Origin of the sequence: Hugenholtzia roseola DSM 9546 (assembly GCF_000422585.1) — a bacterium.
GTDB lineage: Bacteria > Bacteroidota > Bacteroidia > Cytophagales > Bernardetiaceae > Hugenholtzia > Hugenholtzia roseola.
The window spans coordinates 208,033-228,323 of record NZ_KE383880.1 but is presented as its reverse complement, the minus strand read 5'-3'; the positions used below and the strand labels follow the sequence as shown (position 1 = coordinate 228,323).

The following is a 20,291-nucleotide window of genomic DNA, read 5'->3' as shown; positions in this document are numbered from 1 at the left end:
TGTAGGGCTAAAAAGTCATTTTTTGTAAAAAAGCCTGAATAAGTGCGCTTTCGTAACCCTTGCTTAGGGCGTATTGATACAGTTTTTGCTTTTTTTTCCAGACTTCTTCTTCTTTTAGTTTCCTTTTCTTAGCTTTTAAAAGGTCTAAAAGATTGAGTTTGTATTGGCGAAGGTCTTTGTTTTCCAATCCTTCTGCGATAAGTTGGGCGTTGATGCCTTTTTGTTGTAAGCCTTGTTTAATTTTATAAATGCCCCATTTTTTAAATCTTATTTTCCCTTGTATGTAGGAGGCTACAAATCGTCTTTCATCGAGGTAGTTTTCGGCTTTTAGTGTGGCTATGATTTTCTGAATTTGCTCATATTCAAGGGCTTGGGCTTCTAATTTTTTCCATACTTCTTGTTCGGCGCGTTCTTGATAGGCACAGAAATCTGCCATTTTTAGAAAGTGTGGCTTCAAGTTTTTGTCTAATTCTTCCATTTTTCACTTTTTCAAGGTTGATATTTGCGCTTTAAAAAATCCAAGCCCATTACAAGGTGCGCCCAAAGATTGGGGAAAAAACCAAAATGCTGCCGTAGGATATGGTAGCGTTCTATCAAAGATTCTTTCTTTTTTTGCGAAGAAATGCCACCTGTAAGAAATTCCGCTAAAACGAACCCTATATAGCGCGTCTTGTTTGTTTTTTTCAAAATGCGGATTGCCCAATCTATATCGCCTGCTAAGGTGAAGCGCAAATCATAGAGGGGGGCAAGGGTGCGCCTAACGAGCATGGCTTGATGGCAGATAACCATTCCTTTGCGAAAATCGCGAAAAGAAGCCCGATGGGGCGTATCTTTGTGTAAAGGTTTGTGGCTGCCATCTTTTTGCACAATAACGGCATCACCATAGATAAAGTCTTCATTATCAAAGTCTTTCAAAGCCAAAGCCAAACTTTGAGGCGTTGGAATGAGGTCGCCTGCGTGTAGAAACCAGACAAAATCGCCTGTTGCTAATTGCAGTCCCTTGTTCATGGCATCATATAAATTTTTATCGGGTTCGCTTATCCAGCGGCTAATATGGGCTTCATACTTTTTGATAACTTCGAGGGTAGAGTCGGTAGAATTGCCATCTATGACGAGGTACTCTATGTTCTGATAAGTCTGATTTTTTACACATAAAATCGTCTTTTCCAATAATTCCGCTGCATTTCTTACAACGGTGATGATGCTGATACGAGGCTGCATAGGGCTTGTTTTTTGTCAGAAGGCAAAAATACAGAAAAATTTGACTTTTCGTACCCAAAACACAAGGCAAGACTTCGGATAAGGCACTGCCTTGTCCCTACATTTGCAGTCTGTTTTTTAGGATTTAGTGCGGCTGCCCTTAGATAGTGGTAAGTATATTTTCGCTTTTGGGGCGCAAATAAAAAGCGCGAAGCAGACACTTCGCGCTATAAAGTCATCATTAAAAACACTAAATTTTGATAAAAATTAAACCTTTATACCTTTTAGGCTTTAATCATTTCCTCGTAGGTAAGGAAGGTATCAAAGCCTTTTTGGTTGAAGTAGTCCTTTGTGGTTTGGTAGTCGCGCGGACTTGTCGCCATGACAAAATCGCCGCCCCAAGCACCTAAGGATTTAATTTCGCCCCAATAATCGGCAAAGTAAGTCGTCTTGATGCGCTTCATTTTCAGGCTATTGGCAATGATTTGCTCATGGGCTTCGATAAGGGCATCAAAAGTGGCGAGGTCGGGTGCGACAATCATTTTTTGTGTGATGTCGCTCAACTTTTTTACCAACTGATGCTTATTCTTACCGATTTTCTGATAGTGTGCAATGCCTTCTGCCGAAGACTGTTTTTTACCCAAATAGACAAAATAGATTTGGTCTTTGAAGGGCGGATTGAAGGGGACAGGCATAGATTTAGGCTTTCCTGCGCTACGCTCGTAAAGAATAGGGCTATTGGCTTCGGCACAGGCTACATCATAGCCAGAGCCGCCAAGTGTGTGCGAAAGCAAGTCGAAGGGATTGACTCCTGCCCATTGTGCAATGTTGTGAATCAGGGTAGAGCTGCTGCCCAGCCCCCAGAGGCGAGGAAATTCTAAGAACGTTTCTACTAAGACGTATTCCTTTCCGACCAAAAAATTCGAACCCATTTTGCGTGCTGCTTGCAAGATTTTTTGCAAAATGAGCGATTTTTGAGAAACATAGCCTTCTAAGGCTTGAAAGGTTTCGATGTCGAAACGCGCTTCGAACCAAATTTGTCCGTTGCTATCGTAGCTTTTCCAGTGCAAGACTTTGTGTTCAGAGGGCATGTAGGTTACGTTGAGCAGTTGCCCGCGTCTTGTGGGAAGTGCTAAGGCGAGCGCACCGTCTAAGACGTAGTATTCGCCACTGATAAGCAGTTTGCCGTTGCCGTGAAAATGATGCATAAGGAGAGGAGGTAAGTGGAGGAATACCCAAGTCGATACCATTTGGGGTTTGTACCGACCTGATACTGATGCTAATAGATAGGTGTTGTTGCAACGATAAAAATCTTAAATGCACCCCACCCCAAACCCCGCCCCCATAGGGCGGGGCTTTGATGCGGTATCATTTTTTTGCATTTATGCAAAAAAATGATTTGATTTTCGAACCCTCCCCTATGGGGGGAGGGCAGGGTGCAGTAATGTTAAGTTCTGTAAAAAGCCTTGTTTTGTCAAATTTGACACAAAATAAAATTTGGGCTGAACCCTTTTTTAGGTCTGAAAGCCCTTTTTTATTCCAATCTCACTACGGACAAGGCAATGCCTTGTCCCTACATTTGAACCTGTTTTTTAGAATTTAACATCACTGCCCCATAGGGCGGGGCTTTGATGCGGTATCATTTTTTTGCATTTATGCAAAAAAATGATTTGATTTTCGAACCCTCCCCTATGGGGGGAGGGCAGGGTGGGGGTTCAGGAGGCTTGTGCAAAGCGCAAAACCCCGTTTTCTGACCTTCTGACCGTTGTAACAACGCTAAATAGATAGAGAAAAGGTACGCAAAATGCTTATTCTGCAATGTATTTGTCTTGTCGAATTTGCTCCATCAGTTCGCGCACAGCGTTGAAAGAAACAACGTTGGTCTTGAAGTGTTCTACTGCCACTTTGATTTCCTCGTCGTTGGCTTCAAAAGTACGCAGGATATTGAGCAGGTGCATCTTCATGTGTCCTTTCTGAATACCCGTAGTGGTGAGCGATTTGACGGCGGCAAAGTTTTGTGCCAAGCCCACTGTGGCAGCTATCTGCATCAGTTTTTGTGCAGACGGATTGCCCAGCATGTCGAGCGATTTTTTCGCTAAGGGGTGCAAAGCCGTTAGCCCCCCTACCGTACCTACTGCCATAGGAATATCTATCCAAAACTTAAAGATGCCGTTTTCTATGCTACAATCCGTCAGGGAGGTGTAGCGTCCATGGCGGGCAGCGTAGGCATGTCCGCAGGCTTCCACCGCCCTAAAATCGTTTCCTGTGGCTAAGATAATGGCATCGATGCCGTTGAAGATGCCTTTATTATGCGTAGTGGCACGAAAAACGTCGTTTTTGGCAATTTCCACTGCCGTCTTGAATTTGAAGGCAAAAGTTTGGGGCGACATGCCCTCTATTTCGGTAAGGGCTTCAATAGGCGATTCTACCCATACGCGCACCAAGCAATCAGGCGTGTAGTTTGAAAGAATACACATCACTATCGTAACGTCGCGCTCGCTATCGTCAAACATTGCATTGGCAGTTATCCAATTTTGTAGCGTTTTGGCAAACTGTTCCAAACAAGAGTTGATGAAGTTTGCACCCATCGAGTCGCAGGTGTCAAAGGTAGCCTTGATTTGGTAGTAGTCGGGCAACACGTGGCGCATATCTACCAGCTCTAAATCCAAAATACCCCCTCCGCGCTTGCGCATGTTTTGGGTTAGGGCGGCGGCTTGGTCTAAAAGGGCTTCTTTGAGTTCGTCGAAGACGCAATAGAGTTTGTTGTATTCGCCCTTCCAAAGAAAATGCACCTGCCCTACTTTTTTGACATCTATCACTTGGGCTTTGAAGCCGCCACGACTTTGCCAATATTTTGCCGCCTTGCCTGCGGCAGCGACGACCGAACTTTCCTCTATCACCATTGGCACACAGAGCAATTCGCCATTGAGCAGTAGGTTGGGAATCACCCCAAAGGGCATGTAAAAATTAGTCAGCGTATTTTCGCTAAACTCATCAAAAAGTTTCTGCATGTCAGGGTCTTGATGCCAAAAAGACTTCCATTCGGCTTCGGTTTGGGCGGGGTTGTCGGCAAATTGGCGCAAAACCCAGCGCATTTTCTCTTCTTTGCTCAATTTTGAAAAGCCAGAGATGATTTCCATATCGTTATTTTTTATGTGGGTGCTAAAAGGTCTGAAAGTCGTTTGAGGGCGGCTTTTAGAGCTTTCAAAAAAAATTGAAAGTTTTGAAAGTAAGCGTCGAAAATCGTGCGAAATTACTATTTTTTATCTGATTCTCAAAAACTTATTGGCTACGGTTAGTCCTTCTATTTGGCTTTGCGCAAAAAGTTCTAATTCTTCATAACTTTTTTGTGCATATTTGAGAAAAGCGGAGGCTTGTCCGTAAAGGGCAGGCAGTTTGGCTTTTTTTATCAAATAGAAACCATCTAAAAAGTTTTGGATACCGCCTGAAATGATAATTTGTTGGCAGCGCATTTTTTCGCCCAATTCTTCTTTGATTTGGTTGGTAAAATCTACCATCTCCTCGGCAGTATGTCCTACCTGTGCTAAGGCTTGTAGGGCATCGCGCCTTTGGCTTTCGCTACGTAGCAGTTCTAAAAGGGCAAAGTTTGTTCCGCCCGAAGCGGCAAATTCTACCGCCACTAAGGGCAGTTGGAAGAGTTCGTAAAGGCTATGATAGCCGAAGCCTTGCCCTACTTCCTTGACTATCAGGGGCAAATTGGGCATCTGGTCTAAAAGGCGCAAGATAGTTTCCAAAGGGGCTTGCTCAAATCTATCGCCTTCGGGTTGTAGCCATTCCTGCATGGGGTTGATGTGTAGGATAAGCCCGTCGGCGGCGAGTTTTTCGATAAGATTTTGAATCAGATAGACTTTTTTCTCTTTTATCAAAAGTTCTACCTGTGCAATGCCCAAGTTGGCATAAAGTGGCTGTTCGCCTATCCATTTGCGCACATCAAAATCGGCTAAATAGGTGTTGTCGGTCAATAGGGCGCGACACGAACCCAAGCCCATGCCCAGTCCCTGTGCTTGTGAAAGGCGTGCCAAGTTCTGATTGATGTGTTTTGCCCAAAGCGTGCCACCTGTCATGCTCGAAATCCAGATAGGATAACGCAGGGTCTTGTTGTGCAAAGATACGGGGAGGGTTTCTCCTGCCTGTGGGTGAGCCGTCAGGAGAGGTTCGTAATAAAATCGCGTGTCTGTTTGGCGCACCTGTGAGCGAAAAGCCAACTCGATGTGGTCTTTTTTCCGACTTTCCGCCGTAGGGTCGTGGTCTTCAAAATGGGGAACTGTCTTCGAAGTAGGCGCAGGGGGAGGCGTTTGGCGTTCCAAGGGCTATTAGGCTTAGGGTTGCAATTTAAAATACCTATAAAATCTCAAATTTAGGATTTTGTTTGAAAAAAATAGACTTTGCGGCTTAAAAAATTGAACAAGCGCGGCTATCTACATCTTAAAAATCCTTGAATCGCAACGCATAGAGAAATAAATAGCTTTTTGAAAGCGTTTATGTTTTGTCCTTTGCAGCCTTCAAAGGTCGTTAGTTTCACTTTTACTATGAAAATATGCGTCGTATATTGCTATCTTTTTTCTTTGCACTTTTTTTGTGTGCGGCAAGTTTTGAGTCTGTTCAGGCACAACGCCCTGTGGAGGTGAAAGTCCCTACTTTTGAGGAATTTCTGGCGGCGCATTATGGCAAGGAAAGTAAAAAAATGAAATTTGCGCCCAAAAAAATGCCTGCTATTCAAGGCGACACCCTGCGCGATTTTGCCTACTTCGAGCAAGCCGCCGAAGGGCTTTTGGTGCGAATGGGCAGATGGCAATTTAAAAACAAACAGTTTTTTTTCGCCCTCCAAACGCAGCAGGACGGCATTTTTTCCGACCTCACACTTTTGAAGATAGTGCAAGACCAAACACAAGATATTTCTACTTGGCTTCTGCCCGATTTGAAGAAAGATGCGCATTTTGCCACTTATTTGCAGCAGCAAACGCAATATTTGGAATTGCGGTTTATAGACAAAGATTTGAAAGTCAAGTGGAAAAAAGAGGAGGCACTGCCCGATTTCTGGATTTTTTTGATAGACGACGAGCAGGAAAAAGAGCAGTGTGTAGGCAGCCTGCATTTCGAAGGCAATCGCTTTATCGCCAAGCCTTTGGAATGAAATACTGAAAAAAACGCTTATCCTTACTTTTGTGGGCTTATTTTTCGCTCTTGGTAGAAAAGAATTTGGAAGCTATCGAAAAAAAGAGAAAAAAATCGTTTTTTCGCTTGATTTTGACTAACTTTGAAAGGTCTGGGCGTGTTATCGTTTCCAGATTTACCCCAAGAATTATGATACAAAATCGGAAGGCTACACAAAAAAGTTTCTATTTATTTTTGATAAACTTGGCGGCGATAGGTTTCTTCTTCGGAAAAGTTGGGGCGCAAGATGCCCTCCTAAAACTTACCAATCCCAACAAGATGTATATCGTAGGCAAAAATTTTGAAGTTTTTGCTGATAGCTCACGTATGTTTTCGCTGCAAGAGGTTTTGAATTTGTATGAAAAAGAGCCACAAAAATTTGTAAAAAGCAATCAGAATATTCCCAATTTTGGCTATTCTAACGCCAATTTTTGGCTTCGCTGTGAAATTAGCACCACCGACGACGAGCAAATTTGGTTTCTAAACATGACCAAATCCAATACCGATACCATGTTCGTCTATGAATTTATGGACGATTCGCTTATCAAGATGCACAAAACGGGCAGCCTTTTTCCCTTCGAGCAGCGTCCGATTCCGTATCGCAACTTTGTAGTGCCTTTGCACCTAAAAAAAGACAAAATCACGACTTTATACCTCTTTTTTGCAGGCTCTACCTCAAAGCAATTTCCGATGCGCGTGATGTCGGAAAATCTTTTTTTAAGCGTAACACAAAAGAGTGATGCTTTTTTTCTCCTTATCTGCGGAATATTATTTGGTCTGACCCTCTACAATGCCTTTCTCTATGTGTCCATTCGCGAGGTTTCCTATCTGCTCTATGTTTTTTATATGTTCTTCTTAGGGCTTTCCATTTTTACTTTCAATGGGCTTTTTTTCCAATACATCACGCCCAACATTCCTACGATTGCCAAAATTGCCTCTAATAGTTTGGTTTCGATAACGACGCTGTTCGGGCTTGCCTTTGCGGTAAATTTTCTGAAAACCAAAACGCTTTTTCCCCTTGTCTATAAAATAAGTTGGCTTTTGGGGGTGCTTATTTCCATCAATTTCGCCTTTGTGGTGAGTAGCATTTGGCTTGATGCGGAAGTTTTTTTGCTTTCCGCACGCACTACGGGGATTGTCGCTTTTAGTTTTGCCGTATTCGCGCTTCTTTTGGGTGTGATTTCGCTATGGAAAAAATTGCGCTCGGCGCGTTTTTATGTCTTGGCGTGGAGTCTGCTTTTGGTAGGGGTCATTATGGCAGCCCTCAAACAGGCAGGAATTGTCGATGAAAATGCCATTACGGAATATTCTTTCCAAATCGGGGCAGTATTTGAAGCCTTAGCCCTTTCGCTGGGTTTGGCAGATAAAATCAACATCGAGCGAGCCAAAAGAAATAAGGCACAAACAGAATCTATTGCGCTTTTAGAAGAAAACAGAAAAATTATACAAGAGCAAAACGAAATTTTAGAACAAAAAGTAGAAGAACGCACTACCGAACTCAATCAGGCGTTGCAGGTGGTACAAAAACAAAACTACGAACTCGAAACCATCAACACCCACATTCAGGATAGCATCAGATACGCCAAAAGGATTCAGACCGCCATCATGCCTACCGAAAAGGCAATTATCGAGCGTTTTGGAGGGCAGGCTTTTGTCCTTTTCGAACCCAAAGACATCGTTTCGGGCGATTTTTATTGGACAATCACGCAAAACGGACTCACCTACCTTGCCGTAGGCGATTGCACAGGGCATGGCGTTTCGGGTGCGATGCTCACCATGATAGGCGAAAACGTATTGACGCAGTTAGTCTTAGAAAATCAACTCACCGACCCTGCCGAAATTTTGCAGGAACTACACAATAGTGTTTATACACTTTTGAAACAAGACGAAAATCCGAATGTAAAAGACGGCATGGAGGTAGGCGTTTGTGTCATTGATTTTGCCAAACAGTGCCTACATTTTGCAGGGGCAAAACAGCCTTTGGTCTATTTTCAGCGTGGCGAAATGCAAATCATCAAAGGCGACAAAAGACCTATCGGAGGCAAACTTTTCAAAGACGAGGAGGAGCGCAGTTTCACCACTCACTTTTTAGACATCGACCTGCCGACCCGATTCTATCTCTATTCCGACGGCTATCAAGACCAAATTGGCGGCGAGGAAGGGCGCAAGTTTATGTCGCAAAACTTCAAAAAGTTATTGGTAGAATCGCACCCCCAAACCTTCGAGGCACAAAAACAAATGATTTTCCAAACACTCAAAGAGTGGCAAGGTAACTATAAACAAATAGACGACATTACCGTCTTGGGTTTTGGTATGAAAGGAAAGATGCAGTTTGTTTTGTAAAATTTATTTTTTTATATCCATCAGTAGGGACAAGGTATTGCCTTTGTCCTCTGATGTAGCGCGAAGTTCCCGCTTCGCAGGTTTGAATAGGACGTTAAGTTGAAACTTCGCCTGCCGTTGTTTGTGTCCCCACAAATGACAAGCTGCCGTTGTTTGTGTCCCTGCAAACGACAAGTTTCGTTGCCATTGCGTAACATTTGTTCGCCTGCCGTTGTTTGTGTCCCCACAAATGACAAGTTTCGTTGCCATTGCGTAACATTTGTTCCTAAAATCTTGAAGGGTGCGGTCTAATTTTGTGGTTGTCAAGTTTGATGTATGCTTTTTCAAAACCCAAATTAGACCCAACAAAAAAAATGGAAACCCCTTCTTTTTCACCCAAAGATGACCTCGAACACGATTTAGAAGTCAAGAAAATGGTAGTGGCGGTAGTGCCGCTCTTGCTTGCAGGTACGGTGGCATTGGTTGTTTTTTTGGCTGCCTTGCCCATTTTATACTACTTTACAAGCGATTTAAACAAGACTTTTACAACCTACGCCCAAACAAACCCTACTGTGGCGGCAAATGCTGCCGCTCATGCTTCCACACAAGGGGGCTTTTGGCAAGCACCAGAATTAAGCACTGCCGCTCCCGATTTGAAAGCCCAAATAGAATATGGGCGCGATTTGATTGTGCATACGGCAAAGTATTTAGGTCCCAAAGGTTCGGTTTTGCAAATCAGCAATGGCATGAATTGCCAAAATTGCCATTTAGACGCAGGTACGAAAATTTTTGGCAACAATTACAGCTCTGTGGCAGCTTTGTATCCCAAATTTAGAGAGCGAAGCAATAGCGAAGAAACGATAGAAAAGCGTGTCAATGACTGTTTTGAGCGCAGTTTGAATGGCAAACCTTTGGCAGAGGAAAGCAAAGAGATGCAGGCGATTAAAGCCTATTTACTTTTTTTGGGTTCGAATGTAGAAAAGGGCAAGGAGGCAAAAGGTGCGGGTTTGAAGGAGATTGCCCTTCTCGACCGCCCTGCCGACCCCATCAAAGGAAAGGAAATTTATGTGGCTAAATGTCAAAGTTGTCATCAAGCCAATGGCGAAGGCTTGCTTAATCCCGACGGTGTGGAATACGCCTTCCCGCCGCTTTGGGGCAAAAATAGCTACAATGATGCCGCAGGGCTTTATCGCCTTTCCAATTTTGCCAAATATGTCAAGTTCAATATGCCGCTGGGCGTGAGCTATCAAAATCCTATCCTCACCGACGAAGAGGCTTGGGACGTAGCCGCCTTTGTCAATTCGCAGCCACACCCTCACAAAGAAACGCCTAATGATTTTCCCAACTTGGCTTTCAAACCTTTTGACGCACCCTTTGCCCCTTATGCAGATAATTTTTCCGAAGCGCAGCACAAATATGGTGCATATCAGGAAATTATCAAGGCACAAAAAGAATTGCAGCAGCAAAAGAAATAGAATTTAGCCTTTCAATCAATTTAAAAATTCAAATCAGACCCAAACGGCATGCCTACTTTGTTTTACCCCAAAAACATTTTTTTTCCACTCTTTTTTCTTTTTCTAAGCCTAAGTGCAAAAGCGCAACAGGATTCGAGCCGCTTAGAAAAGCCTGACCCTCATTTTCCTTTTGCCGCACAGAGCTATGAAAAGCCTACTTATTGCGATACTTTGGAGGAAAAGACGCTGCAAAACGCGCTCAAAAAAGGGCATTTTGAAGTAAAATTTAGAAACTTTTTTATGGCAACCTTCAATCAGGGCGACCTGCTCGATTCCTACGCCAACGGCATCGGGGCGGGTATGCACTACAAAAGTCGCCACTGGCATGGCTTTCATGTAGGCGCAGGGGGCTTTTTCATTTTCAATCTCTTTTCGAGCGACATGCAGGCGCGTGAAGAACAGGCAGGTGGTATGCCTAATCGCTATGAAATTGGGCTTTTTGACATAGAAAATCCGCAAAACAAGACCGATTTAGACCGTTTAGAAGAACTTTATGTAGCCTACGACTACAAATCTTTTTCGGCACAGGTGGGCAGATTGGTCTTGAATACGCCCTACATCAACCCCCAAGACGGACGCATGCGCCCTACCATTCAAGAAGGCGTGCTTTTTAAATTTGCACCTGTCAAGCTCAAATTAGAACTCGAAGTGGCATATCTTTGGGGACTTTCGCCGCGCAGTACCGTAAAATTTGCACACGTTGGGCATACAATAGGGCTGTATCCACAAGGCGTGCGCACCGACGGCAAGCGCAACGATTATTTTGAGCATCAGCACTCGAAGGGTATCTTTTATGGCGATTTGCAGTACAGACCGCTCAAAGGCTTGGAATTGCGTCTTTTTAATCAGTATGTAGAAAACATCTTCAATACGGCTCTTTTGCAGGTAGAATATTTGCCCAAAAAGAAAAATAGCCCTACGCCTATTTTTGGCTTTCAATATCATTTGCAAAACAAAGTAGGGCAGGGTGGCAATCAAAACCCTGAATTAGCCTATTACGAAGGGCAAAAAAAGGCACAGGTTTTTAGTGGCAGAATCGGTCTGGCATATCAAAATCATACCCTAACTTTTAACTATTCGCGCATCACCAAAGACGGACGCTTTCTTGCGCCGCGTGAATGGGGGCGCGACCCTTTTTATACCTTCCTGCCGCGTGAGCGCAACGAGGGTTTGGGCGACGTGCAGGCGGCTACGGTCAATTATCGCTCGATTTGGTGGAACAAAAAGTTTATTTTTTCGGTAGGATATGGCTATTACCAACTGCCCGATGTGCGCAACTTTCGCCTCAATAAATACGGCATGCCTTCCTACCATCAATTTAATTTAGACCTTCGCTATAAATTCCACAAATTCTTACAAGGGCTTGAATCACAACTTCTTATCGTACATAAAAGCAGGGCAGGCGAAACGTATCAGGATTTGAGATTTGTGTTTAATAAAGTCAATATGACCAATTTTAATTTTGTGCTAAACTATCATTTTGGCAGGTAAGACGCTCGTCCTTGTAGGGATAGTTATGAGGTTCAAACCCTAAGGGTCTTCAAGACCCTTAGGGTTTAACGCTTTCAAATCTGAAAAGGCAAGATTTGCCACAAAACTCGACCTTATGCCCCTTTGCGTTTTACATTGCATCGGTTTTGGGGTCAAAAGTTTTGTGGGTTGCCTTTTTTTTTGCAATTTTGTGGTGGAAAAGCAGGGCTTCTCTTTATTTTGCTTTTGGTGGGCTATCTGCCAAAGAGAGGCGCATTACTTTTCGCTTTTCCCTCATCTTTACCCAATTACACACGCAATTTCACACACGCCTATATGCCTACACCCTTAGAACTCGCCCTACAATCGGAATCTGACAACGGCATGGTCTTCAATCGTTATGAATATAGTAATGATACCTTGCTGCATCTCTATAAAGCCCTTCTCAAACCGCGTCTTATCGAAGAGCGCATGCTGATTGCCTTGCGTCAGGGTAAAATTAGCAAGTGGTTTTCGGGAATGGGACAGGAAGCGATTTCTGTCGGCATTGCAGAGGCTATCGGCAGAGATGAGTACCTATTTCCTTTGCACCGCAACTTAGGACTTTTTACCTCGCGTGGTTTGCATTTAGAAAAACTTTTCGCCCAATTTCAGGGCAAAAAAGAGGGTTTTACCAAAGGCAGAGACCGTTCCTTTCACTTTGGTACAAATGACCATCATATCGTAGGTATGATTTCGCATTTAGGTCCCCAACTTTCGCTTGCCAATGGCATTGCCTTAGCTGATATTTTAGAAAAAAGACCGCGCATTACGGTTGCTTTTACAGGCGACGGCGGCACTTCCGAAGGCGAATTTCATGAGGCTCTGAATGTGGCAGCGGTTTGGAATCTGCCTGTAATTTTTGTGGTAGAAAACAATGGATACGGACTTTCTACGCCAAGCCGCGAGCAGTTTGCCTGCAAGCAGTTTATAGATAAGGGAATTGGCTATGGCATGCGCACCATGCAGGTAGATGGCAACAACATTTTGGAGGTCTATCACGCCGTCCGCACCTTAGCCGAAGAGATGCGCGAAACGCCGCAACCTATTCTTTTTGAGGCACTTACCTTCCGCATGCGTGGGCATGAGGAGGCTTCGGGTACAAAATATGTTCCCCAAGAGCTTTTCGAGGAGTGGAAAAAGAAAGACCCCCTCGAAAACTACGAAAACTATCTTTTGGCAGAAGGAATCCTGACCCAAGCGCAGGTAGAGCAAATTCGCCAAGAGATGCAAGAGGAAATTTATCAGGCTTTGGAACGCGCTTTGGCACAGCCCAAGATAGAGCCGAGCAGCGAGGAAGAAATCGCCGACATGTACGCCCCTTATGAGCAGGAATTGATTGCGCCTATCAGCAATCAGACCAGCAAGAAGCGTTTTGTAGATGCCATTTCCGAAGCCCTAAGACAGAGCATGGAACGCTACCCCAATTTGGTTTTGATGGGGCAGGATATTGCCGAGTATGGCGGCGTTTTCAAAATTACAGACGGTTTTGTAGATAAATTTGGCAGAGAGCGCGTCCGCAATACGCCCCTTTGCGAATCGGCAATTATCGGAGCAGGATTAGGGCTTTCTATCAAAGGCTGGAAGGCGATGGTAGAAATGCAGTTTGCCGACTTTGTTACCTGTGGTTTTAATCAGATTGTCAATAATTTGGCAAAACTCCACTACCGCTGGGGACAAAATGCCGACGTGGTGGTGCGCATGCCGACAGGTGCAGGCGTGGCAGCGGGACCTTTTCACTCTCAATCGAATGAAGCGTGGTTTTTCCATACGCCCGGTTTGAAGGTAGTCTATCCTTCTTCGCCCTATGATGCCAAAGGGTTGCTCAATGCAGCGATTGAAGACCCAAATCCTATCATCTTTTTCGAACACAAGGCACTCTACCGCGCCATTTCCGAAGAGGTGCATGACGATTATTATACCCTACAAATCGGAAAGGCAAATTTTGTAACCGAAGGCGAAGATGTTTCTATCATCACTTACGGCATGGGCGTGCATTGGGCAAAAAAGGCAGTGGAAGAATTAGGCATTTCGGCAGATATTGTGGATTTGCGCACGCTTTTGCCTTGGGATACGCAGGCAGTTAGCGAATCGGTCAAGAAGACAGGCAAGGCAATTATTCTGCACGAAGATACCCTTACGGGCGGTATCGGCGGCGAAATTGCGGCTTGGATAGCAGAAAATCTTTTCCAATACCTCGACGCGCCTGTCATGCGTGAGGGAAGTTTAGATACGGCTGTGCCTTTTGCCCCTGAATTAGAGAAAAACTTTCTACCCGAAAGCCGTTTTAAGGCGAAATTAGAAAAACTCTTGGCGTTTTAGTGCTGATTCTGTGGGTGTTGCATAGGCGGTATTGTGAAATAGCAAGGACAAGGCAGCCCCTTGTCCTTGCTTCATGTTAGGGTTTTGTCAGATTTTTGAACCTATTTGCGCCCAACTGTGTTTGTCTTTCAAACTATAACCTTCAAACCTTTCACCTCTTTTCCACTTCATAGCACGATACAATGATTTACCCCGATAATATAGAACCCAAGTTAGGTTTCGATAAAATAAGGACGCTTTTAAAGGAAGAATGTCAAGGCACAATGGGCAGAGAGTTGGTCGCTCAAATGTCTTTTTCTACCGACTATGTCGAAATTGCCAAAAGTACAGAGGAAACGGCAGAGTTTGTCAAATTGATTACTTTAAATGAGAATCCGCCCGAAGGCTACTACCTCGATGTATCGGCATATTTGCAGAAAGCCGCGATAGAAAACAATTTCCTAACCGAAGCGGAATTTGCCGACCTAAAAAACTCACTTACTACCCTTTACCAAACGGTGCGCCTTATCAAGCGGCAGCCCCAAGAGGAATTTCCGCGCTTGCGTGCTTTGTGTGCCGAAGTGGAAGTGCCGTATCAAATTTTGGAGGCACTGGCGCGTGTGATAGACGACCAAGGCAGGCTTAGAAGCAATGCCTCGCCCGAATTACAGAAAATCAGGCAGGAGATTATCCGCACACAAGCCTTTTTGCGAAAGCGCATCGAGCAGATTTTGAAAAATGCAAAAAGTCAGGATTATACCAAAGATGATGTAGAAATTACGCTGCGCGAAGGGCGAATGGTCATTCCCGTCAAGACAGAATATAGAAAACAGGTAAAGGGGATTATTCACGATTCCTCCGCCACTGGGCAGACCGTTTTTATCGAACCCGAAGAAATTATAGACCTCAATAACGACATCAAACAGCTCACCAATCAGGAAAAGCGTGAGATTATTCGGATTCTAACGGCTCTGACCAACGAAATCCGCCCTTATTTGGGCGTGCTTACCCATGCGTATTCTTTTTTGGCACACATAGATTTTGTACGGGCAAAGGCGCGATTAGCGGTCAAGATGCAGGCTTTAAATCCACATTTCGAAAATCGTCCGCTTATCAAATGGCACAAAGCCTATCACCCCTTGTTACTTTTATCTTACCAGAAGCAAAACAAGGCGGTTGTGCCACACACCATTACCCTCGATGGACACAAACGCATCTTGCTTATTTCAGGTCCTAATGCAGGTGGAAAATCCGTTACTTTGAAGATGACAGGTTTGGTGCAATATATGTATCAGTGCGGTTTGCTTGTGCCAATGGAGGAAGGCTCGCGCATGGGTATTTTCCAAGATATTTTTGTAGATATTGGTGATGAGCAGTCGTTGGAAAACGATTTGAGTACCTATTCTTCGCATCTGACCAATATGAAAAAGTTGCTCTTTTTTGGCAAAAAATCGTCTTTGTGTCTAATAGATGAGTTTGGCACAGGCACAGAACCACAAATCGGGGCAGCCATTGCAGAGGCGATTTTGGAGCAATTAGAAAAGCAGCGTGTCTTTGCCGTCATCACGACTCACTATGCCAATCTCAAACTTATGGCGGAGCGTTTGCCTACGATTGTCAATGGGGCAATGCGTTTTGATGTGGAAAATATGGAGCCGCTTTTCCAACTCGAAATGGGCAAACCGGGTAGTTCTTTTGCCTTAGAGATTGCCAAAAAAATAGGCTTACCCAAAGATGTCTTGCAAAATGCCGCTTCTAAGGTTGGAAATGAGCAGGTAGAAATGGAAAAACTCTTGCGCAGTTTGGAAAAGCAAAATTCGCGCTTGATGCACCAAAATCAGGAAGCCCAAAATAAGCACCGTTTGTACGAAAAATTGGTCAAAGAGTATGAAAAGGCGAAACTCGATTTGGACACAAACCGCAAAAAGATGCTCAACGAAGCCAAGCAAGAAGCCAAGCTATTGCTCAAACAAGCCAATCAGAAAATAGAAGAAACCATCAGACTTATCAAAGAAGGGCAGGCAGAAAAAGAAATCACCAAACTTTTGAGAAAAGAATTGGCACAGTTTCAAGACCAGACCCTGCGCGAAGAGGAAGTAGAGCTACCCCTCGAAACGCCAACAGAAGACGATACCATAGAGGGCGAAATCGGCGTAGGCGATTGGGTGCGCTTGCAGGGGCAGAGTTCGGCAGGCGAGGTCATCGAGCTACGTGGAAAAGATGCCGTTGTGCAGGTGGGCGTTCTCAAAACGACGGTAGCCCTCAAAAAACTCCTCAAAGTCAATAAAAAAGCCTACGTCAATACTACTGCTACGCCTATCCGAACCAATATCGGCTCTAATCTGCACGAGCGCGTCCTGCACTTTTCCCCCGAATTAGACCTAAGAGGCAAGCGTGCCGAAGAAGCCCAAGCTGAAGTAGAAGCCTTTTTAGATGAAGCCCTGATGCTCAATCAGAAGCACCTGCGCATCTTGCATGGCAAAGGAAATGGCGTTTTGAGGCAGGTAGTACGCGACACGCTACGCCAATACAAGGAAATTCGCGACATGAAAGACGAACACGCCGATAGAGGCGGAGCGGGCATTACCTTAGTAGAACTCTAAAAAATAAAAATCCTTGCTCTTTCGGATAGTGGTGTTAAGTTCTAAAAGTTGTTTGTTCGTGTAGGGACAAGGCATTACCTTGTCCTACCTCAAATTAAAGTAAAAAAAGCGTTTTCAGGCTCAAAATTGGGTCTAAACCAAATTTTATTTCGTATCAAATCTAAAAATACGACGCTTTTTTCAGAACTTAACGCCATCGAGGTTGGGATTGGGAACTTGATGGGAGTTTTCTGTTTTCCGAGCAAAATTGCCTCTGCCGCTTTTTTTTACGCTCTCCCTTTTGATTTTTACCTATTTATTTATACTTTTGACCCCGACTAATAGGGGCTTTACCGAAACCTGTTATTTTTTGAGTAGGAAAAAAGGTAAAAAGTCCCAATTTTTGTAAAATCAAAACCGTTTGAAAGGAACAAGAGGTTCTTTTGTGTGGCAACAACGTCGGTAAAGGCGATACAAAGGCGCACGTCAGGCGATTTGTACGAAGAAGAAACCGCACTACCTTATCGGGATTTTTGGAAAGCACCTGCTTTTTATTTTTAGGAATACTATCCTATCTAACCAAAAGAAATTCGCTCAAAAGCCTAAAAAATAGCACTTTCTACCTTGGCAGAACCGCCTTTTGTCTATTTTTTAGCGTTTTTTTGGAAAAAAAGCCCCAAAGGTTTGCACGTTTCAAATCTTTATTGCAAATTTAACCCTCGATTGTTAGAGTTGGAAAGAAAGGCTCTTTTGCAGAATCAAAACGCGCTCTTTTTCAAACGCCCCACAAGGCGAAGGAAAAAAGCCCAAAACTCGAAAAAAAATAATTCCGCAAACTCCTTAATTTCAGGCACTAACAAAGCGCAAACGTTAAAAACGCATTTTATTTCGACAAATATTAGCCTAAAAATTTGCATCTATGCAAAAAAATCCTAATATTTGACCTTACAAACGAAACCTTAAATCTTTTATATTCATTTAATCTCTCATTCAAAAAAACGCTAAACAATGGCTCATCAAAAAGAATCTGGTCTTCAGAAGTTTTATCGCGTAATCGTTCCCAAAGCGACAAGTTTGGGTGCTGCAATCGTTGTACTCGGTGCGTGTTTTAAAATTATGCACTGGCCTGGCGCAGGTGTGATGCTTACCGTAGGTTTGATTACAGAGTCTGTTATCTTCCTTATGGGTGTGTTCGAGCCTGCTCAACCGCCTGCTGCTCACTATGAGTGGGAGCGTGTTTATCCTGAATTGGCAGAGCAAGCGGCTGCTGCAAAGAAGCCTATCAAAGGTAGCGACGGCAAAGAAGTAGCTGCCGTAGCAGGTCTTGACAAGATGTTGGCAGAAGCGAATCTTAGCGCAGATGCTTTCAAAAAATTCGGACAAGGTATCCAGTCTTTAAACGACACTGCCTCACGCATGAAAGACATCTCTGAAGCCGTTACTGCCACAAACCAATATGCAGGTAGCGTAAAACAGGCTTCTCAATCGCTTTCAAGCCTAAACGAAGCCTACTCTAAAACAGTAGCCTCTATGGGCGCAATGGCAGATGCTGCAAAAGAAGCAAAGGAATATCACACCCAAGTTCAAGCCATTACTAAAAACTTAGCAGGTTTGAATGCAGTGTATGAAATGGAATTGAAAGATGCCAATAGCCACTTAAAGGCGATGAATAAGTTTTATTCTAACCTTACTGCGGCAATGGAAAACATGGCAGACGCAAGCAAGGAATCACAACTCTTCAAAGAGCAAATGACCAAGCTTACTTCAAACCTTACTACTTTGAACAAGGTCTACGGCAATATGCTTACCGCTATGAAAGGCTAAGTTGCATACCCGTTTTTTCTTTCCTTATTCTCTCTTTATTTTTGACATTCACTCTCAAAACACAATTCCAATATGGCTGGAGGCGGTAAAGAAACCCCAAGGCAGCGAATGGTGGGTATGATGTATCTCGTACTCACCGCCCTTCTCGCCTTGCAGGTGCAAAATACGGTTCTTGAAAAGTTCTATTTTATTGATGCCAGTTTGCGCGAAGCTCGCGATGTAGCGCGTCGTACTAACGGTCTAACCGTTAAGTCGATGAACGAAGTCGTTAATAGCGAAAATGGTAATCCAAAAGATATGATTTGGGTTAAGAAAGCCCAAGAAGTACAGGCTGCTACCTCTGAAATGTTAGCAGAGTTCGCGACAATTCGTGAAACTTTGATTAAGGAGTCTGGTGGTCGTTTAGAAGACGACACTACACAATATGCTGATGCAAAAGGCTATGACAACGTCAATCGTATCATGTTGGGTGAAGGCGACGGCGGTACAGGTATCGCTTACGGCTTAGATGCCAAAATGAACGCTTTTGGCGAAAAAGTTGCCAAAATTGATACCACAGTTGCAAACGCTATCAAACATAACCTTCCCCTTGCTAAAAAGAAAGAGGAAGACCCTATGTTTGCTACAAATCCCAAATATGATGGTATGGATTGGCAGCGCATCAATTTCCAAAATACACCTTTGGTAGCTTCTTTGGCGGTATTAAGCCAAATGGAAAACCAAGTGGCGAAAGTGGAAACAGACGCTATCAAAGCCCTACAAAATAAAATTGGTGGCTTTGTTCTCAAGTTTGACCAAGTAGGTGCTAAGGTTACGGCAGAATCTAAATACGTAGCCGCAGGTACGAAGTACAAAGCCGAACTTTTTGTTTCTGCTTCTTCTACTACTGCAAAGCCTACCATGAGTTCAAGTGTCGGTGGTGTTTCTGTAGACCAAGCCACAGGTATTGGTAAAATTGAATTTACGGCAAGCGCAGGCGACTATAACAAAGAAGGCGTTTCTGAAAAGTCTTGGAGAGGCTCTATCACCATCAAAAATGCTGCTGGTATTGATACTACCTTGACTGTTGATGAAAAATACTTCGTTGTAAAGCCTGTTATCGACGTACAGTCTGCTTCTGTTCAAGCACTTTATTTGAAGTGCGGCAACGAGCTTAACATTCAAGTTCCTGCTTTAGGTGCGCTTTATGACCCTTCTTTCACCGCTTCTGGTGGTAGCGTTATCAAAGGTGCTTCTAAGGGTATGGTTACGATTGTACCTGACGGCAAAGAGGTTACGATTGGCGTATCAAGCGGTGGTAACAAAATCGGCGACAAAAAATTCAATGTTCGTCTTGTGCCTAAGCCTGCCATTGAAGTCGTAAAGTTGAATATGAAAACTGGCGGTCCTCCTCCTCAAACTATTGCAGTGAAAGCAGTTGCCGACCAAAGTTTTGCACAGTTCTTACCAAAAGATGCACGTTATCGTGTAGCTGAATTTACCGTAACTTTGGCACGTGGCAAGCGTCCTGTAGGCGCACCTATCACCGTTCGTGGCGATAGCGGCAGCGTAGCAGCTTTGGCAGCTTCTGCAAAAGACGGCGACCGTATGATTATTGAAGTAAAGAGCGTACAGCGCATGAACTTCCAAAATCAGGTTGAAAACGTAGGTGGTATCGGTGATGTAATCTTCACTTATCCAATCTCTATGTAATTTCGCAACCTTATCGATTTTGCCCTTATGGGCAAGAAAGAAAGCCGTTTCTGAAAAGAAATGGCTTTTCTTTTTTTGTGCTGAAAAAAGCCCTCAAAAGCGATTATTTTTTCAAAAAAAGCAGCCAAGAAAGTGTATTTTTGCGCGATATTTCCTAAATTGCCCTATCAAA

15 protein-coding genes are annotated in these 20,291 nt (G+C 43.8%); 9 read left to right on the top strand and 6 right to left on the bottom strand.

Features of this window, described 5'->3' with window-relative positions; genetic code table 11:
* Positions 1-7: 7 nt before the first annotated feature.
* The 5 genes from G500_RS0113345 to G500_RS0113315 all read right to left on the bottom strand — a co-directional run bounded on the left by G500_RS0113345 (position 8) and on the right by G500_RS0113315 (position 5,528).
* A complete protein-coding gene (locus G500_RS0113345; RefSeq protein WP_051203589.1) occupies positions 8-478 on the bottom strand; it encodes a regulatory protein RecX in 471 nt (156 codons plus the stop codon).
* 11 nt (positions 479-489) lie between these two features.
* Positions 490-1,221, bottom strand: a complete 732-nt coding sequence (locus tag G500_RS0113340) for a glycosyltransferase family 2 protein (RefSeq protein WP_027002915.1) — start codon at positions 1,219-1,221, stop codon at positions 490-492.
* Between the two features lie 263 nt (positions 1,222-1,484).
* On the bottom strand, positions 1,485-2,408 hold the full coding sequence (locus tag G500_RS0113335; RefSeq protein WP_027002914.1) for a GYDIA family GHMP kinase: 924 nt from the start codon (positions 2,406-2,408) through the stop codon (positions 1,485-1,487).
* A gap of 600 nt (positions 2,409-3,008) precedes the next feature.
* Positions 3,009-4,340: a hydroxymethylglutaryl-CoA reductase gene (locus G500_RS0113320; RefSeq protein ID WP_027002912.1), complete on the bottom strand. Its 1,332-nt coding sequence runs from the start codon at positions 4,338-4,340 to the stop codon at positions 3,009-3,011.
* Between the two features lie 123 nt (positions 4,341-4,463).
* The gene (locus G500_RS0113315) at positions 4,464-5,528 is read right to left on the bottom strand and encodes a beta/alpha barrel domain-containing protein (protein WP_027002911.1); all 1,065 of its coding nucleotides are present in this window, start codon (positions 5,526-5,528) and stop codon (positions 4,464-4,466) included.
* A gap of 230 nt (positions 5,529-5,758) precedes the next feature.
* Here G500_RS0113315 and G500_RS0113310 point away from each other — a divergent pair, with 230 nt between their 5' ends.
* Positions 5,759-6,355, top strand: a complete 597-nt coding sequence (locus G500_RS0113310) for a hypothetical protein (RefSeq protein WP_027002910.1) — start codon at positions 5,759-5,761, stop codon at positions 6,353-6,355.
* 170 nt (positions 6,356-6,525) lie between these two features.
* Entirely contained in the window at positions 6,526-8,718 is a 2,193-nt protein-coding gene (locus tag G500_RS0113305) for a 7TM diverse intracellular signaling domain-containing protein (RefSeq protein ID WP_154657158.1), read from the top strand.
* Between the two features lie 3 nt (positions 8,719-8,721).
* Here the strand turns inward: G500_RS0113305 and G500_RS0113300 are convergent, their stop codons facing one another.
* Positions 8,722-8,967, bottom strand: a complete 246-nt coding sequence (locus G500_RS0113300) for a hypothetical protein (protein WP_154657157.1) — start codon at positions 8,965-8,967, stop codon at positions 8,722-8,724.
* 104 nt (positions 8,968-9,071) lie between these two features.
* On the opposite strand from G500_RS0113300, the gene G500_RS0113295 reads away from it, so the two are divergent.
* From G500_RS0113295 to porM, 7 genes are all read left to right on the top strand, one after another.
* Entirely contained in the window at positions 9,072-10,172 is a 1,101-nt protein-coding gene (locus G500_RS0113295; protein WP_245574489.1) for a c-type cytochrome, read from the top strand.
* A gap of 48 nt (positions 10,173-10,220) precedes the next feature.
* The gene (locus tag G500_RS23490; RefSeq protein ID WP_051203584.1) at positions 10,221-11,702 is read left to right on the top strand and encodes an OprD family outer membrane porin; all 1,482 of its coding nucleotides are present in this window, start codon (positions 10,221-10,223) and stop codon (positions 11,700-11,702) included.
* 363 nt (positions 11,703-12,065) lie between these two features.
* Positions 12,066-14,042, top strand: coding sequence for an alpha-ketoacid dehydrogenase subunit alpha/beta (locus G500_RS0113280; RefSeq protein WP_027002906.1), 1,977 nt, complete (start codon positions 12,066-12,068; stop codon positions 14,040-14,042).
* 182 nt (positions 14,043-14,224) lie between these two features.
* Positions 14,225-16,624: an endonuclease MutS2 gene (locus tag G500_RS0113270; protein ID WP_027002905.1), complete on the top strand. Its 2,400-nt coding sequence runs from the start codon at positions 14,225-14,227 to the stop codon at positions 16,622-16,624.
* Positions 16,625-16,672: 48 nt separating this feature from the next.
* Positions 16,673-16,945 (top strand): hypothetical protein, encoded by a 273-nt coding sequence (locus tag G500_RS0113265; RefSeq protein WP_154657156.1) that lies wholly within the window; start codon positions 16,673-16,675, stop codon positions 16,943-16,945.
* Between the two features lie 666 nt (positions 16,946-17,611).
* Positions 17,612-18,427, top strand: a complete 816-nt coding sequence (porL, locus tag G500_RS0113250; protein WP_027002902.1) for a type IX secretion system motor protein PorL/GldL — start codon at positions 17,612-17,614, stop codon at positions 18,425-18,427.
* Positions 18,428-18,499: 72 nt separating this feature from the next.
* A complete protein-coding gene (porM, locus tag G500_RS0113245; RefSeq protein ID WP_051203582.1) occupies positions 18,500-20,119 on the top strand; it encodes a type IX secretion system motor protein PorM/GldM in 1,620 nt (539 codons plus the stop codon).
* Positions 20,120-20,291: the final 172 nt, after the last annotated feature.